The organism is Paracoccus sp. AK26 (genome assembly GCF_011801365.1).
Classification (GTDB): Bacteria; Pseudomonadota; Alphaproteobacteria; order Rhodobacterales; family Rhodobacteraceae; genus Paracoccus; species Paracoccus aerius.
The window spans coordinates 187,501-204,366 of the sequence record NZ_CP041041.1; the positions used below are offsets into that span (position 1 = coordinate 187,501).

11 protein-coding genes, 1 tRNA gene, 2 rRNA genes and 2 pseudogenes are annotated in these 16,866 nt (G+C 64.3%); 15 read left to right on the forward strand and 1 reads right to left on the reverse strand.

Features of this window, described 5'->3' with window-relative positions:
- The first annotated feature begins 125 nt into the window (after positions 1 to 125).
- From FIU66_RS00865 to FIU66_RS00875, 3 genes are all read left to right on the forward strand, one after another.
- Positions 126 to 2,957: ribosomal RNA gene (locus FIU66_RS00865) — 23S ribosomal RNA — on the forward strand.
- Between the two features lie 86 nt (positions 2,958 to 3,043).
- Positions 3,044 to 3,158, forward strand: a 5S ribosomal RNA gene (gene rrf, locus FIU66_RS00870).
- Positions 3,159 to 3,215: 57 nt separating this feature from the next.
- Positions 3,216 to 3,292: transfer RNA gene (locus tag FIU66_RS00875), tRNA-Met, on the forward strand.
- A 170-nt stretch (positions 3,293 to 3,462) separates the two neighbouring features.
- Here FIU66_RS00875 and FIU66_RS18310 read toward each other — a convergent pair.
- A pseudogene (locus FIU66_RS18310) lies at positions 3,463 to 3,555 on the reverse strand (transposase); the annotation flags it as partial.
- A 60-nt stretch (positions 3,556 to 3,615) separates the two neighbouring features.
- On the opposite strand from FIU66_RS18310, the pseudogene FIU66_RS00880 reads away from it, so the two are divergent.
- The 12 genes and pseudogenes from FIU66_RS00880 to FIU66_RS00935 form a co-directional block, all read left to right on the forward strand.
- Positions 3,616 to 4,178: pseudogene (locus FIU66_RS00880) on the forward strand (transposase); the annotation flags it as partial.
- A complete protein-coding gene (locus FIU66_RS00885; RefSeq protein WP_167620770.1) occupies positions 4,159 to 4,503 on the forward strand; it encodes a hypothetical protein in 345 nt (114 codons plus the stop codon). The pseudogene FIU66_RS00880 and the gene FIU66_RS00885, both read left to right, overlap by 20 nt.
- Before the next feature lie 39 nt (positions 4,504 to 4,542).
- A complete protein-coding gene (gene acs, locus FIU66_RS00890; RefSeq protein ID WP_167620941.1) occupies positions 4,543 to 6,498 on the forward strand; it encodes an acetate--CoA ligase in 1,956 nt (651 codons plus the stop codon).
- 113 nt (positions 6,499 to 6,611) lie between these two features.
- Entirely contained in the window at positions 6,612 to 6,869 is a 258-nt protein-coding gene (locus FIU66_RS00895; protein ID WP_167620942.1) for a DUF4212 domain-containing protein, read from the forward strand.
- Between the two features lie 10 nt (positions 6,870 to 6,879).
- Positions 6,880 to 8,688 carry a sodium:solute symporter family protein gene (locus FIU66_RS00900; RefSeq protein ID WP_167620944.1) on the forward strand — a complete coding sequence of 603 codons (1,809 nt, stop codon included), beginning with the start codon at positions 6,880 to 6,882 and terminating at the stop codon, positions 8,686 to 8,688.
- 59 nt (positions 8,689 to 8,747) lie between these two features.
- Complete coding sequence (locus FIU66_RS00905; RefSeq protein WP_167620945.1) at positions 8,748 to 10,556, forward strand: putative nucleotidyltransferase substrate binding domain-containing protein; 1,809 nt, start codon at positions 8,748 to 8,750, stop codon at positions 10,554 to 10,556.
- Complete coding sequence (locus FIU66_RS00910; protein ID WP_167620947.1) at positions 10,553 to 11,050, forward strand: hypothetical protein; 498 nt, start codon at positions 10,553 to 10,555, stop codon at positions 11,048 to 11,050. Before FIU66_RS00905 ends, FIU66_RS00910 begins: the two co-directional genes overlap by 4 nt.
- Position 11,051: 1 nt before the next feature.
- Entirely contained in the window at positions 11,052 to 11,420 is a 369-nt protein-coding gene (locus FIU66_RS00915) for a response regulator transcription factor (protein ID WP_167620949.1), read from the forward strand.
- 26 nt (positions 11,421 to 11,446) lie between these two features.
- Positions 11,447 to 13,318, forward strand: a complete 1,872-nt coding sequence (locus FIU66_RS00920) for a 3'-5' exonuclease (protein ID WP_240544709.1) — start codon at positions 11,447 to 11,449, stop codon at positions 13,316 to 13,318.
- 37 nt (positions 13,319 to 13,355) lie between these two features.
- Positions 13,356 to 14,564, forward strand: coding sequence for an MFS transporter (locus tag FIU66_RS00925; protein ID WP_167620953.1), 1,209 nt, complete (start codon positions 13,356 to 13,358; stop codon positions 14,562 to 14,564).
- Positions 14,565 to 14,701: 137 nt separating this feature from the next.
- A complete protein-coding gene (locus FIU66_RS00930; protein ID WP_167620955.1) occupies positions 14,702 to 15,379 on the forward strand; it encodes a response regulator in 678 nt (225 codons plus the stop codon).
- Positions 15,376 to 16,815: a sensor histidine kinase gene (locus FIU66_RS00935; protein WP_167620956.1), complete on the forward strand. Its 1,440-nt coding sequence runs from the start codon at positions 15,376 to 15,378 to the stop codon at positions 16,813 to 16,815. Before FIU66_RS00930 ends, FIU66_RS00935 begins: the two co-directional genes overlap by 4 nt.
- Positions 16,816 to 16,866: the final 51 nt, after the last annotated feature.

The window sequence follows — 16,866 nt, forward strand, 5'->3', positions numbered from 1 at the left end:
GACCGGCGCAAATGTCCCTTCCGCCTGGAAGGGGCGGGAAACGTACATGCTTTTGATCGGAAGCGACGGGTGCGGGCAGCAAAAGGCCGCGCCCTGGGGACGCAAGTCCTTCTTCTTCCGGATCAAATCAAGCGCGATAAGGGCGTTTGGTGGATGCCTTGGCAGTAAGAGGCGATGAAGGACGTGATACCCTGCGATAAGCCATGGGGAGCCGGGAATAGGCTTTGATCCATGGATCTCCGAATGGGGAAACCCACCTGAAATTCTGTTGTTGTTACCTTGCGGTATCAACAATGGGGTTAACCAGGTATCTTTTACCTGAATACATAGGGTTTAAGAAGCGAACCCGGGGAACTGAAACATCTAAGTACCCGGAGGAAAGGAAATCAACAGATACTCCGCTAGTAGTGGCGAGCGAACGCGGACCAGCCGAGCCTTGAGGATGACCAGAACAGACTGGAAAGTCTGGCCAGAGCGGGTGACAGCCCCGTATGGGAAGTCTGATGGGACGCATTAAGTAGGGCGGGACACGTGAAATCCTGTCTGAAGATCGGGGGACCACCCTCGAAGGCTAAGTACTCCTTACTGACCGATAGCGAACCAGTACCGTGAGGGAAAGGTGAAAAGCACCCCGACGAGGGGAGTGAAACAGTTTCTGAAACCGGACGCCTACAAGCAGTCGGAGCATCCTTGAGATGTGACGGCGTACCTTTTGTATAATGGGTCAACGACTTGGTCTGTCTGGCAAGCTTAAGCCGTTAGGTGTAGGCGCAGCGAAAGCGAGTCTTAAAAGGGCGCATGAGTCAGACGGATCAGACCCGAAACCGAGTGATCTAGGCATGAGCAGGATGAAGGTTGGGTAACACCAACTGGAGGTCCGAACCCACACCTGTTGAAAAAGGTCGGGATGACTTGTGCCTAGGGGTGAAAGGCCAATCAAACTCGGAGATAGCTGGTTCTCCGCGAAAGCTATTTAGGTAGCGCCTCGGACGTATCCCTCGGGGGGTAGAGCACTGCATGGATGATGGGGGCCCACAGCCTTACTGAGTCTAAGCAAACTCCGAATACCCGAGAGGACTATCCGGGAGACACACGGCGGGTGCTAACGTCCGTCGTGGAGAGGGAAACAACCCTGACCAACAGCTAAGGCCCCCAATTCGTGGCTAAGTGGGAAAGCATGTGAGACTTCCAAAACAACCAGGAGGTTGGCTTAGAAGCAGCCATCCTTTAAAGATAGCGTAACAGCTCACTGGTCTAATCAAGAGGTCTTGCGGCGAAGATGTAACGGGGCTCAAGCCACGAGCCGAAGCTTTGGATGTGCATTTATGCACGTGGTAGCGGAGCGTTCTGTGATATAGGACGCTGCCTCTTTTGATCCTTCGGGTTCAACGGAGGCAATGTTCTGACTGTGAAGCCGGGGCGTGAGCCATCCGGTGGAGTGATCAGAAGTGAGAATGTTGACATGAGTAGCGACAAACAGGGTGAGAGACCCTGTCGCCGAAAGTCCAAGGGTTCCTGCTTAAAGCTAATCTGAGCAGGGTGAGCCGGCCCCTAAGGCGAGGCCGAAAGGCGTAGTCGATGGGAACCAGGTTAATAGTCCTGGGCCAGGAGATGGTGACGGATCGCAGGTGTCGTTCTTCCTTATCGGATTGGAAGGGCGGCTGAGCGGTTCCTGGAAATAGCCCTCCACAAGACCGTACCCTAAACCGACACAGGTGGACTGGTAGAGAATACCAAGGCGCTTGAGAGAACCACATTTAAGGAACTCGGCAAAATACCTCCGTAAGTTCGCGAGAAGGAGGCCCGATTGGTGCGCAAGCATTGGTCGGGGGCACAAACCAGGGGGTGGCGACTGTTTACTAAAAACACAGGGCTCTGCGAAGCCGTAAGGCGACGTATAGGGTCTGACGCCTGCCCGGTGCCGGAAGGTTAAAAGGAGATGTGCAAGCATTGAATTGAAGCCCCGGTAAACGGCGGCCGTAACTATAACGGTCCTAAGGTAGCGAAATTCCTTGTCGGGTAAGTTCCGACCTGCACGAATGGCGTAACGACTTCCCCGCTGTCTCAAATGTGGACTCAGCGAAATTGAATTGTCTGTGAAGATGCAGACTTCCCGCGGTTAGACGGAAAGACCCCATGCACCTTTACTACAACTTCGCACTGGCATCAGGATTGCGATGTGCAGGATAGGCGGTAGGCTTTGAAGCGGGGACGCCAGTTCCCGTGGAGCCATCCTTGAGATACCGCCCTTCGCACTCTTGATGTCTAACCGCGGCCCGTTATCCGGGTCCGGGACCCTGCGTGGTGGGTAGTTTGACTGGGGCGGTCGCCTCCCAAACAGTAACGGAGGCGCGCGAAGGTTGGCTCAGAGCGGTCGGAAATCGCTCGTTGAGTGCAATGGCAGAAGCCAGCCTGACTGCAAGACTGACAAGTCGAGCAGAGTCGAAAGACGGCCATAGTGATCCGGTGGTCCCGAGTGGAAGGGCCATCGCTCAACGGATAAAAGGTACGCTGGGGATAACAGGCTGATGATGCCCAAGAGTCCATATCGACGGCATCGTTTGGCACCTCGATGTCGGCTCATCTCATCCTGGGGCTGGAGCAGGTCCCAAGGGTATGGCTGTTCGCCATTTAAAGAGGTACGTGAGCTGGGTTTAGAACGTCGTGAGACAGTTCGGTCCCTATCTGCCGTGGGTGTTGGAGACTTGAGAGGAGTTGCCCCTAGTACGAGAGGACCGGGGTGAACGTTCCACTGGTGGACCTGTTGTCGTGCCAACGGCAGTGCAGGGTAGCTATGAACGGACAGGATAAACGCTGAAGGCATCTAAGCGTGAAGCCCCCCTCAAAACAAGGTCTCCCTTGAGAGCCGTGGAAGACCACCACGTCGATAGGCCGGAGATGTAAGTGCAGCAATGCATTCAGTTGACCGGTACTAATGGCTCGATAGGCTTGATTTGATCCGGAAGAAGCAGGACTTCTTCCAAAAGCATCCTTGGACAACATCGTCACTCCAAAGTGGCAACGCTGAGCGTGTCTTTCCCGGTCTGGTGGCCCTAGCGCGAGCAAAACACCCGATCCCATCCCGAACTCGGCCGTTAAGTGCCGCTGCGCCGATGGTACTGCGTCTCAAGACGTGGGAGAGTAGGTCACCGCCAGACCTGGAAAGACACGCAATATCTCCCTGAAACGATCATCCCGATCCAGGACACCCCTGTCGCGGGGTAGAGCAGCCCGGTAGCTCGTCAGGCTCATAACCTGAAGGCCGCAGGTTCAAATCCTGCCCCCGCAACCAAAAACACACCGCATCACCACACCAAAAAACCTCCCCCAGGGAGGCTCTTTGCGTTTAAGCCAAGGGATGCGCAGCGCAGGAACAGCATCGCGGCCAGAACCCCCTCCAGGTCGCCCGCTTGCCCGCCATCGGCACAATCACCACGCCATCCTCGATCAGCCCGCCCATCAGGCAACGGTGATCGCCTCTGGAAAACCCGTCAGCCCGTCGACGACCTCGATAAGGATGTCCTACAGCCCCCGGTTCTTCAGCTCGCTCATCACCGACTGAACTGGCCCCCATTTCGACCGGAAACTTGGGCATAACCATGGAGGCTTAGGCATATGCCTGAGCACGTGCTTATGTCAGGGATCGAAATCGTCACCGATGTTGGCCGCCGGCGCCGCTGGATTACCGCCGAGAAGCTGCGAATTGTCGAGGAGACGCTCGACGACCGCGCAAGCATCTCGGTCGTGGCGCGCCGCAATGGCGTAGCGCCAAACCTGTTGTATCGTTGGCGACGGCTCATGCTCGAAGGGAGGAGCGTTGCCGTGGCCGAGGATGATGACGTCACCAGCAACAAGGTTGTGCGACAGCTGGAGGACCGCATTCGCGAACTTGAGCGCGCGCTTGGCCGCAAGACGCTGGAGGCCGAGATCCTGCGGGAGGCCCTGGACAAGTCACGCTCAAAAAAACTGACCTTGCTCGCGCGGTCGCCACTGAAAGGCGATTTCCAGTGAAGACGGTGGCAGAGACGTTGGGCGTCGCCCGCTCTAACTTGGTCGACCGGCGGCAAGGCAAAGCGAAGCCGCGGCGGCGCTACCGTAAAGCGCAAGATGCGGCGTTGGTGCCGCTCATCACGGCGCTTGTCGCAGCACGGCCGACCTATGGCTACCGTCGCATCACCCCGACCCGATTGGTCATGCGCAAAAGATCGGACATCTTCTCAATTCGACATTCCCTGCCAGATACTGCCGCCGACCACGGCCAACATCCGCTGCCGCCTTGACCCCGTCAGCAACCCCCTGCCCGACGGGACGGTCGGCGAATGCCGTCAGAACCGAGGCATGAGCTTTCCAGAAGATATCTCCGCCAATGTGAATGTTTTACTTTTGATATCCTTTGCCCGTAAATTTTTTTACCTGGGCAGAAAATACTTTATAGGGCGCCAAAGCCTGTGGTTTAATTTCTTTACAAACCCTTATCGCCGTCCGGTCCCCTGCCGGGTTTGACCTGACGAAGACACAAGCTCGCCATGTGAGGGAGGTCCCATGAGCGCTGACACGATTCAAAAGCATCCGATACCTGCGGGTTTTGCGGGTGCGCATGTTGGTCCTGGGGATTATGCGCGTCTTTACGCCGAATCGGTGGCTGATCCCGAATCGTTCTGGGGCCGGGAAGGGCGGCGGCTGGACTGGATCCATCCCTACAGCACGGTCAAGAACACCGACTTCACCTTTGGCAAGGTCTCGATCAAGTGGTTCGAGGACGGGATCCTCAACGCCTCGGTCAACTGCGTCGACCGCCACCTGCCCAAGCGCGCCCACCAGACCGCGATCATCTTCGAGCCCGACGATCCCGCCACGCCCGCCCAGCACATCACCTATGCCCAGCTGTCGGAAAAGGTGAACCGCTTCGCCAACGTGCTTTTGTCCCAGGGCATCATGCGCGGCGACCGGGTGGTGATCTATCTGCCGATGATCCCCGAGGCGGCCTATGCGATGCTGGCCTGCGCGCGGATCGGGGCGATCCATTCCATCGTGTTCGCGGGCTTCTCGCCCGATGCGCTGGCCAACCGCATCAACGACTGCGGCGCCAAGGTGGTGATCACCGCCGACACCGCGCCGCGCGGCGGGCGCCGCACCAACCTCAAGTCGAACACCGACGCCGCCCTGCTGCACTGCTCGGACCGGGTGCGCTGCCTGGTGGTCAAGCATACCGGCGACCAGACCACCTGGATCGAGGGCCGCGACGTGGATGTGAAGGCGCTGATGGAGACGGTGGCGCCCGACTGCCCGCCCCGTCCCATGGGGGCCGAGGATCCGCTGTTCATCCTTTATACCTCGGGGTCCACCGGCAAGCCCAAGGGCGTCGTGCACACCACCGGCGGCTATCTGGTCTATGCCGCGATGACGCATCAATACACCTTCGACTATCGCGACGGCGACGTCTTCTGGTGCACGGCCGACGTGGGCTGGGTCACCGGCCACAGCTATATCGTCTATGGCCCCCTGGCCAATGGCGCCACCACCGTGATGTTCGAGGGCGTGCCCACCTGGCCCGATGCCGGCCGCTTCTGGGAGGTCTGCGCCAAGCACAAGGTCACCCAGTTCTACACCGCGCCGACCGCGATCCGGTCGCTGATGGCCAAGGGCACCGATCCCATCGGGGGCCACGACCTGTCGTCCCTGCGCATCCTGGGCACGGTGGGCGAGCCGATCAACCCCGAGGCCTGGACCTGGTACAACGACAATATCGGCAAGAACCGCTGCCCGATCGTGGACACCTGGTGGCAGACCGAGACCGGCGGCCACCTGATCACGCCCTTGCCCGGCGCCACCGAAACCAAGCCCGGCTCGGCCACGCTGCCCTTCTTCGGCATCAGGCCGGTGATCCTCGATCCCGCGACCGCCCAGGTCCAGGACGGCAACCCGGCCGAGGGCGTCCTGTGCATCGCCGACAGCTGGCCCGGCCAGATGCGCACGCTCTGGGGCGACCACGGGCGGTTCCAGGAGGCCTATTTCCAGCAATATCCGGGCTACTACTTCACCGGCGACGGCTGCCGGCGCGACGAGGACGGATACTACTGGATCACCGGGCGGGTGGACGACGTGATCAACGTCTCGGGCCACCGCATGGGCACGGCCGAGGTCGAGAGCGCGCTTGTGGCCCATGAAAAGGTCGCCGAGGCCGCGGTGGTGGGATACCCCCACCCGCTGAAGGGGCAGGGCATCTATGCCTATGTGACGCTGATGAACGGCGTCGAGCCCTCGGACGAGCTGCGCGGCGAGCTTGAGAAATGGGTCCGCACCGAGATCGGCCCCATCGCCAAGCCCGACGTGATCCAGTGGGCGCCCGGCATGCCCAAGACCCGCTCGGGCAAGATCATGCGCCGCATCCTGCGCAAGATCGCCGAAAACGACTACAGCAGCCTCGGCGACATCTCCACCCTCGCCGAACCCGAAGTCGTCGACGACCTCATCCAGAACAGGATGAACAGAGGGTGAAAACCCGAAGAAGGGGAAGAAACAGGCGAGCCGTCCGGTTCTGCCGCCAGAACCGGATGCGACAAGAACAAGGCGGCTCCAGCAGTATGTCTGAAAGGGAGGATCCAAGCGACATGAGTGACAGACATTCGTCGAATGCCTATTGGCAAGCCAATCTCCGCATCATCTATACCTGCCTCGCCATCTGGGCCCTGGTGTCCTATGGCTTCGGAATCATCCTTCGCCCCCTGATTGCAGCCATCCCGATCGGGGGCACGGACCTGGGCTTCTGGTTCGCGCAGCAGGGTTCGATCCTAGTCTTCATCGTGCTGATCTTCTGGTACGCGGCCCGGATGAACAGGCTGGATGCCGAATACGGCGTGGACGAGTGAGGAGCGCGTCATGAGCCAGTTTACCCTGAACCTGCTGGTCATCGGCGCGTCCTTCGCGCTGTATATCGGCATCGCCATCTGGGCCCGCGCGGGTTCCACGGCCGAATTCTATGCTGCCAACCGGGGCGTCGGCCCGGTCATGAACGGCATGGCCACGGCGGCCGACTGGATGTCGGCCGCGTCCTTCATCTCGATGGCGGGGCTGATCGCCTTCACCGGCTATGACAATTCGACCTATCTGATGGGCTGGACGGGCGGCTATGTGCTGCTGGCGCTGCTTCTTGCGCCCTATCTGCGCAAGTTCGGCAAGTTCACCGTGCCCGAGTTCATCGGCGACCGCTTCTATTCCCAGACTGCGCGGATCATCGGCGTGATCTGCCTGCTGATCGTCTCGATCACCTATGTGATCGGCCAGATGACCGGGGTGGGCGTCACCTTCTCGCGCTATCTCCAGGTGTCGAACTCGACCGGGTTGTGGATCGGCGCGGCGCTTGTGTTCTGCTATGCGGTGCTGGGGGGCATGAAGGGCATCACCTATACCCAGGTGGCCCAATACATCGTGCTGATCATCGCCTATACGATCCCGGCGGTTTTCATCTCCCTGCAGCTGACGGGTCATGTCCTGCCGCAGCTGGGCCTGTTCGCCACGCATGACGCGTCGGGCATGGCCTTCCTGGCCAAGCTGGACCAGGTGGTGACGGATCTTGGCTTTCGCCAGTATACCGGGCATCACAACTCGACCCTGGACATGGTGCTGTTCACCATGGCCCTGATGATCGGCACCGCGGGCCTGCCGCATGTCATCATCCGCTTCTTCACCGTTCCCAAGGTGGCCGACGCCCGCAAGTCGGCCGGATGGGCGCTTGTCTTCATCGCGCTGCTTTACACCGTGGCCCCCGCCGTGGGCTCGATGGCGCGCTTCAACCTGACCACCACCATGTGGCCGGGCGCGCAGGCGGGCGACACCTTCAGCCAGCCCGCCGTCGCGCTGAGCGACATCGAGTCGCGCCCGGACCTGGCCTGGATGCGCAACTGGCAGACCACCGGCCTGCTGGCATGGGAGGACAAGAACGGCGACGGCCTGATCCAGTACTACAACGACACCGCAACCGAAGGCCCCGCGGCCGAGATGGCGGCGGCGCAGGGCCTGGGCGGCAACGAGCTGACCACCGTCAACAACGACATCATGGTCCTCGCCAATCCGGAAATCGCCAACCTGCCCGGCTGGGTCGTCGCAATCGTCGCGGCAGGCGGACTTGCGGCGGCGCTGTCCACTGCGGCCGGCCTTCTGCTGGCGATCTCGAGCGCGGTGTCCCATGACCTGATCAAGGGCACGCTGCGCCCGAACATCAGCGAAAAGAACGAACTGCTTGCGGCCCGCGTGTCCATGGCAGTCTCGATCCTGGTTGCGACGCTTCTGGGGCTGAACCCGCCCGGCTTTGCGGCGCAGACAGTGGCCCTGGCCTTCGGCCTTGCCGCAAGCTCGATTTTCCCGGTGCTGATGATGGGCATCTTCTCGAGCCGCGTCGGCAAGGAAGGGGCCATCGCCGGCATGATCGCGGGGATGCTGTCCACCATCCTGTACATCTTCGCCTACAAGGGGTGGTTCTTCATTGCCGGGACCAACATGTTGCCCGACACGCCCGATGCCTGGCTGTTCGGCATCTCGCCCGCATCCTTCGGCACCATCGGCGCGCTGATCAACTTTGCCGTGGCCTTTGCCGTCTCGGCGGTCAGCAAGCGGCCCCCGGCACATGTGCAGGACCTGGTCGAATCGATCCGGGTTCCGCGCGGCGCAGCCGGGGCGATCAGCCACTGAAACCGACATCTGCCGCGCCTCCCCGGGGGGCGCGGCATCCTTGCCAAGGTCAGCGGGTGATGACTGGTATCATCGACTTCATCGCCACAGTGCATCCCTATGACAGCCTGAAACGGGACGAGCTGGCGCGGGTCGCCGGTTCCTTCAGCCGCAGGTCCTTTGCGCCGGGCCAGACGATCTATGAGTTCGGCGACCGCCTCCCAGGCCTTTACCTGATCGAAAGCGGCCATGTGGTCGTCACCGACCGCCATGGCGACAGCGTCTCCCAGCTTGGGCCGCGCAACTCCTTTGGCGAACGCGGCCTGCTGCGCCATGGAACCGCCGTCACTTCGGCCCGTGCCCTGGACGAGGCCGTGATCCTGATGCTGCCGCGGGACGAGGTGACGCGCCTGATCAAGGAGCATCGGGCCGTGGCGCGGTTCTTCGACCGGGGGCGGGGCGTCCCGGATCGCGGCACCAGCGTCGCCACCCTGAAGGTGGGCGAGTTGCTGTCGGGCAAGCCCGTCGCCTGCGCGCCCGATACACCCATCATCGAGGCCGCGCGCCAGATGCGGCAGGCCGGTGTCAGCAGCATCGGCATCACGGCGGGGGGCCGCCTGATCGGGCTTGTCACCATCCGGGACATGTCGAACCGCGTCGTGGCCGAGGGTCGGGACCCGCGCGGCCCGGTATCGGAGGTGATGACCGTCGATCCCGTCACCCTGGCGCCCGATGCGCTTGGCTATGACGTGCTGACCATCATGCTGGAACGCCGCGTCAGCCACCTGCCGGTTGTCGCTGACGGCCGCTTTGTCGGCATGATCAGCCAGACCGACCTGACGCGCGTGCAGGCGATCTCGGCCCCCGGGCTGATCCGCGAGGTCGCGCAGGTCGACGACGTGGCCCAGATGGCGCAGGTGACTGCCCGGATCCCCGAACTGCTGGTGCAGCTTGTCCTGGCGCGGCAACGGCACGAGGTCATCACCCGGATGATCACCGACATCGCCGATGCGGTCACCCGCCGACTGCTGAACCTGGCGCAGCAGCGGATGGGACCGCCGCCCGCGCCCTTTCTCTGGGCCGCCTGCGGAAGCCAGGGGCGTCAGGAACAGACAGGCGTCAGCGACCAGGACAACTGCCTGATCCTGGCGCCGGGCGCCGATCCGGGCGACCCGTGGTTCGAAGACTTGGCGCGTTTCGTCAGCGATGGGCTGCACGCCTGCGGCTATGTTCATTGCCCGGGCGACATGATGGCCACGAACCCACGCTGGCGTCAGCCGGTGCCGGTCTGGCAGGGCTATTTCCGCGACTGGATCACCCGTCCCAGCCCCGAGGCGCAGATGCTGGCCTCGGTCATGTTCGACCTGCGCCCGATCGGCGGCGAGGCCGCGCTGCTGGAGGATCTGCAGCGCCAGACGCTGGACATGGCTGCCAGGAACTCGATCTTCCTGGCGCATATGGTGGCGAATGCCCTGAAGCACCGCCCGCCCTTGGGGCTGATCGGGGGCTTTGCCACGATCCGGTCGGGCGAGCATCGGCACCGGATCGACATGAAGCACAACGGCGTCGTCCCGGTCACGGACCTTGCGCGGATCTATGCGTTGCAGGGCCGGATCAACGTCGTCAACACCCGCGCCCGGCTGGAGGCTGCCGAGACGCGGGGCGTCATCTCGCCCGCCGGGGCCAGGGAACTGATCGCGGCCTATGACATGATCCAGACGACCCGGCTGGAAAACCAGGCGCATCTGGTCAAGGCTGGGCGGCCGCCGGACAACTATCTCTCGCCCGCGGATCTGGCGGATTTCGAACGCAGCCACCTGCGCGACGCCTTTGTGGTCGTGCGCGGGATGCAGTCGGCTATGGGACATGGAAAGGGAATGCTGGGATGACAGGGATCGGGACCGAGCTTCTGGGCGTGATCGCCGTCGGCATCGGGGCGGCCGCCCTGCTCTACGCCATGTCGCACGCGGCGCAGAAGGCCGGGCTGAAGCTGGCGTCCTGGCTGCTGCCGGCGGGGATCGGGCTGGCCATGGTCAGCTATTCGGTCTGGAACGACTATGCCTGGTTCGGGCGCGCGACCGCCCGGTTGCCGCAGGATACCCAGGTGCTGCTGGTCGGGCGCGACAGCCAGCCCTGGGCGCCCTGGACCTATCTTGCCCCGGTCGAGGTCCGCTTCGCGGCACTTGATCCCGCACAGATCCGCGAAGGCCAGGGCGGGATCAGGCAGGCGCCCATCATGCTGGTCGAAAGGCGCGGCCAGACCATCATCGTGCCGCAGGATTTCGACTGCGCGGGTGGTCGCATCCGTCCCGCGCGCGGCGACTGGACAACTGCCACGGCCGACGACCCGGCCTTTGCCGCCGTCTGCGCGGGGGAGGGGTGACATGGCCAGGATCCTGGTCATCGAGGACGAGGATAACATCGCCATCGCCCTGGATTTCCTGCTGACGCGCGACGGGCATCGCCATGAACGGCTGGCCAGCGGAAAGGACGCGCTGTCCTCCATCCGGCAGTCCCGGCCCGACCTGGTTCTGCTGGACGTGATGCTGCCCGAGGTATCCGGCTATCAGGTCCTGCAGGATCTGCGCGCCGATCCGGATCTGGCGCAGGTCCGGGTCCTGCTGATGACGGCGCGCGGTTCGGTGGTCGAGCACCGCAAGGGCATGGCCCTGGGCGCGGACGGCTTCATCGCCAAGCCCTTCGAGCTATCCGAACTGCGGGCGGAAATGGCCCGCCTTCTTGACAGGCAATGACAAGGCGCGGCTCTTTGCGGCTGCGCTTGCTGGCGCTTTTCGCGGCCTATGGCCTGGCAACCCTTGGCGTTGCGGGTGCGGCATTGTGGCTGGCGGCGCGCGATGGGACCGATGCGGTCGTTCAGGGCGTCATGGTGGCGGGCTTCGGGCTTGCGGGCCTGGCGACCGGGCTGTGGTATCTGTTCGACCAGCATCTGGCCCGTCCCATAGAGATGCTGGCCGGCAGCCTGCGCACCGGCCGCCCGCCCGACTTGTCGAAGACCGCCCATCTTGCCGATCTTGGACCCGCCGCGCAGGACGCCGCCGCCGCCCGCCTTCGCACGGCCGAGGCATTGGACCAAGCCCTGCAAACCCATGCTGCCGAACAGGTGCGCGAAAAGGCCACGCTCGAATCCATCCTGGCCGAGTTCGGGGCGGGCGCGGTGATGACGGATGGGCAGGGGCGGGTGATCTTCTACAATGCCAGTGCGGCAGGACTGCTTCCGGGGCTGGCGCTTGATCGCCCGCTGGACCGGCATCTGAGCGGGGCGGCCTTGCAGGCAGCCCGGGCGCGACTGGATGCAGGCGCCCCGGCGACGGATTTGTCCTGGATGACTGGGCAGGGCACAAGGATGTCCGCCCGGTTGCGCAGGATCGAACAGGGCCTGCTGCTGACGATGCGCCAGCCGTTGCCGGACAGCCTCGCCCCCCGCGCGACGCTCGAGGCGCTGCGCCGTCATGCCGCAACGCTGGTGCCGCTGCTCGAGGCGCTGGAAGGCCCCGTTCCCCCGTCCCTGGCGAAGGTGCTTCGGGCCGAAGGCCGAGGTCTGGCCGCAACGACCCGCCGGCTGTCCCAGATCCTGGCCGATGATGCCCCATCGGGTCTGGCGGGGCTGGACGAGCTGACGGCGGGCCTTGCCCATGCCGGTCTTCTTCCGCCGCTTGTCTTTCGGGCCGAGGCCGGGCCGCTGAACGCGCTGCTGGTGTTTCTGGACAGGCAACTGCGCGCGGAAGGGCTGGAACCCAGGGTTTCGGTTCGCCCCGACGTGCTGGAAGGGATGCAGCTTGTCCTGGAATGGCAGGGCGCGCCGGTCCCTGTCGACCAACTGGAAGCATGGCTGGGCAAGGCACCCGATCCGGGGCAGCCCGACCTGGCCGGGGCCGAGGTTCTGGCCGCGCATGGCACGGCGATCTGGCCCGAAGTCGACGGCCGGATGGCGCGTCTGGTCCTGCCGCTGGCCCGGGCCGAGGCCGCGGCCGAAGGGCGTGGCGTGACCTATGACTTTGCCCTTGCGGGCCGCGCCCTTTCGTCGTCCCGCCTGGCGGACCTGACCTGCGTGGTCTTCGACACCGAAACTACCGGCCTGACCGACGGCGACCGGATCGTGCAGATCGCGGGCCTGAGACTGGTGCGGGGACGGCTGACCGGCGAGCGCTTCGACACGCTGGTCGATCCGGGTCGGCCGGTCCCGCCGGCCTCCACCGCCATCCACGGCATCACGGACAGGATGCTGCGCGGCGCGCCCGACCTGGCCGCTGCCTTGGCCGCGTTCCGGCATTTCTGCGAAGGCAGCGTCCTGATCGCCCACAACGCACCCTTCGACATGGGCTTCCTGCGCCGGGCGGAAACCGAAACCGGCATCCGCTTCGACAACCGGGTGCTGGACACCGTGCTGCTGTCGGCGATGGTCTGGGGCCAGTCCGCCGATCACACGCTGGACGGCCTGGCCAGTCGCCTGGGGATCCAGATCCCGCCCGAAAACCGCCACAGGGCGATGGGCGATGCCATCGCGACGGCCGAAGCCTTCCTGCGGCTGATCCCGGCGCTCGAGGCAAAGGGCATCGAGCGGTTCGAGGATGCCGTGGCCGAGGCCCGTCGCCACCGCCGCCTGATCGGCGACGCGAACCTGCCGCATTGAAAGGATGTCCCGGCCATCAGCACGAGGGGGATGCGACATGACAGAATCCGGGCGCAGGATCCCCTCATCGATCGGGCCCGTGGCCGTGGTGTCGATCGCGCAGCTTTTCGGCACCTCGCTGTGGTTCAGCGCGAACAGCGCAGCCGGCGGGCTGATCGATGCCTGGGGCGCAGACGCCTCGGCCATCGGGTGGCTGACGACTGCGGTGCAGGGCGGGTTCATCCTTGGAACGCTGGGGATGTCGCTGCTGGGTCTTGCGGACCGCTTTCGCGCCAGCACCATCTTCGTCACCTCGGCCCTGGCAGGCGCGCTGTTCAACCTGGGCTTCGCATGGCTGGCCCAGGACGTGGTTTCCGGCAGCGTCTTTCGCTTTCTTGTCGGGCTTAGCCTGGCGGGGATCTATCCGATCGGCATGAAGCTGATCGTCAGCTGGGAGCCAGAGCGGACGGGTCAGGCCCTGGCCCTGCTGGTCGCGATGCTGACTCTTGGCACCGCCCTGCCGCATTTCCTGCGCTTCAGCGGGGGGCAGTTGCCGTGGCAGTGGATCGTCAGCGGCTCGTCCGGCCTAGCGCTTGTGGGTGCGGCACTGGTGCATCGTCTGGGAACGGGGCCGCATCTGCCAGCCGCCGCTGGCGTGAAGCGGACACGGACCGTGCTTTCAACCTTCAGCATCGCGCGGTTCCGCGCCGCCGCGATCGGCTATTTCGGGCATATGTGGGAACTCTACGCCTTCTGGACGGCCGTTCCCATGCTGGTGGCCGCCACCGGGCTTGATGCGGGCTTTCCCGCGCTTGGGGTGGCAGGTCTTTCCTTTCTTGTCATCGCCGCCGGAGCCTTGGGCTGCCTTGCGGGAGGCGCACTGTCGCAACGGATCGGAAGTGCAGGTGTCGCCATGGGTTCGCTGATCCTGTCAGGAGGATGCATCGTAGCCTTTGCGCTTGGCTGGCGGGCCCTTCCGGCAGAGGCGCTTTTGGCGGTGCTGCTGCTGTGGGGGGCAGCGGTGGTGGCCGATTCGCCGCAATTCTCGGCCCTGTCGGCCCGGGCCTGCCCCAGGGACATGGTGGGCGCTGCCCTGGCGATCCAGAACGCGGCGGGCTTTGCAATCACCATGCTGTCGATCCTTGCCACGACGATCCTGATCCAGAAGATCGGGCCGTCCGCCGTGTGGCTGCTTCTGCCGGGGCCGCTGGCCGGGGTGGCGGGCTATCTGATCACCCTTTGCCGCCATCGCCGAAGGACAGGGTGAAGGGGCTACCTTCCGGGCCAGGCCGGCGGCCCCTGGGACCGCAAGCCCTGCCCAAAGGGTTGCGGCGCGTTTCTCTCCTGCGCGATAGTGAAGCGGCCAGGGCGGAATGGAACGCCTCGTAACGGGGAAGCAGGCCCTTGAAGCTTCTACTTGTCGAAGATGATGAGGATCTTGCCGAATGGCTGACCCAAAGCCTGGTTGGCCGGGGATTTCAGGTCGACTGGACCGAGGACGGCCGCGGCGCCGAGGCCAGCATCGCGGCCGACAGCTATGACCTGATCCTGCTGGACCTCGGCCTGCCGCAGATGACCGGGGCCGAGTTCCTGGCCCGGCTTAAGGCGCGCGGGAACGACACGCCCTTGCTGGTGATGACCGCCCGCGACAGCCTGGCCCAGCGGGTCGCCTTGCTGCGGGACGGGGCCGACGACTTCATGGGCAAGCCCTTCGCCATCGAGGAACTGGAGGTCCGCATCCATGCCCTGATCCGGCGCAGCCACGGCCGGGCCCGCGGCGTTTATGCCTGCGGCCCTCTGTGCTTCGACCAGGCCGGGCAACGCTTCACGCTGGGCGACGAGGTTTTGTCGCTGTCGCCCCGCGAACATGCCGTGCTGCGCCTGCTGATCCAACGGCCCGGGGATCCCCTGTCCAAGACCCAGATCCTCGACCGGCTGGTTTCGGTGGAAAGCGACATGAACCCCGAGGCGATCGAGGTCATCATCCACCGGCTGCGAAAGCGGCTGGCCCATGCGCCGATCCAGATCGTGACCCTGCGCGGCATCGGCTATCTGCTGGAACATGACGAGGATCGCGAGTGAGTGCTCGCCCCGATCCCCTGCAGGGGCGCCCGCTTTGGCGCACGCTGGCGCTGTGGATGGTGCCCACGCTGCTGTTCACGATGGTGGTGGGGCTGATCCTGTCGATGCAATCGCTGCGCGAGGTGGCCGACAGCGCCTATGACCGTTCCCTGCGCGGGGCCATCCGGGCCATCGACCTGCGCATCTCGACCGAAAGCGGCGGGCTGGGGGTCGAACTGCCCTATCCGCTGTTCGAAAGCTTTCAGGCCACCGCCGATGGCGAGATCCTGTTCCGCGTATCCACCGACGACGGGCTGGTCCAGATCGGCGATTCGCTGCTGCCGCCCCCGCCGCCGCTGACGACGGGGCAAGTGGTCTTCTATGATGCCCTTTACTATGACCGGCCGATCCGGGTCGCGGCCTACATGCGGCCGCTGGATCCGCCGCTCTACGGCGCCGAGGGCCAGAACCTTATCATCGAGATCGCCGAAACCACCGAATCGCGCGAGGCTTTCCTGCGCACGGTCATCACCCGCACAGTGCTGCGCGACCTTGCCGCGCTTGCTTCGGCCACGCTGCTTCTGGCGGTCGGTGTCCATGCCGGGCTGCGGCCCCTGCGGGCGCTGCGCGACCGGCTGGACCGGCGGGCATCGGACGACCTGCGCCAGCTTGACCCGTCGGGCCTGCCGCGAGAGGTGCAGCCCCTGGTGCAGTCGGTCAACCGGCTGGTCGACCGCCACCGCATCCAGGGCGAGGCGCAGCGCCGCTTCATCGAGGATGCGTCGCACCAGCTGAAGACGCCGCTGGCCGTGCTGCGCGCCCAGATCGACCGCGGGCTGCAGCTTCAGGATCCTGCCGATCTGCACGCCGTGCTGCGCGCCATGCGCGAGATCACCGACCGTTCCTCGCGCCTGACCAGCCAGCTTCTGGCCCTTGCCCTTGCGCGCAACAGTGCCCTGTGGAGCAGCGCCGCCGCCGAACCCGTTGATGTGGCGACGCTTCTGGACGGCGTGGTCCGCCTGCACATGGCCGAGGCCCGCAAGCGCCGCATCCTTCTGGAGGTCGAGGCGGATGCCCACACAGGCAGCCTGCACACGACCGAGGCCCTTCTGTTCGAAGCCGTCAGCAACCTTTTGCAGAACGCGATCACCGCCAGCCCGCCGGGCGGCACGGTGACGCTGACGGCGGCGCGGGGGGTAGGCACCATGGCGATTTCGATCCGCGACGGGGGGCCGGGCCTGTCGCAGGATCTTCTGCGCAGGCTGGGAAGCGGGCAACGCTTCAACCTTTCTGGAAACGGCGTCCGCAACCCTTCCAGCACGGGGCTGGGCCTGAATATCGTGCAAGAGATCGCCAGGGCGCTTGGCGGGCGACTGGATCTGTCGAACCGTCCCGAAGGCGGCCTGGACGCCGTGTTGCACCTGCCCGCCGAACCTTCCGGACTGAAAGCTGCCTGAAAGCTTCGATGATGTAACCTCGCCCCACGGGCTGGAGGGCCCGACCTGTTC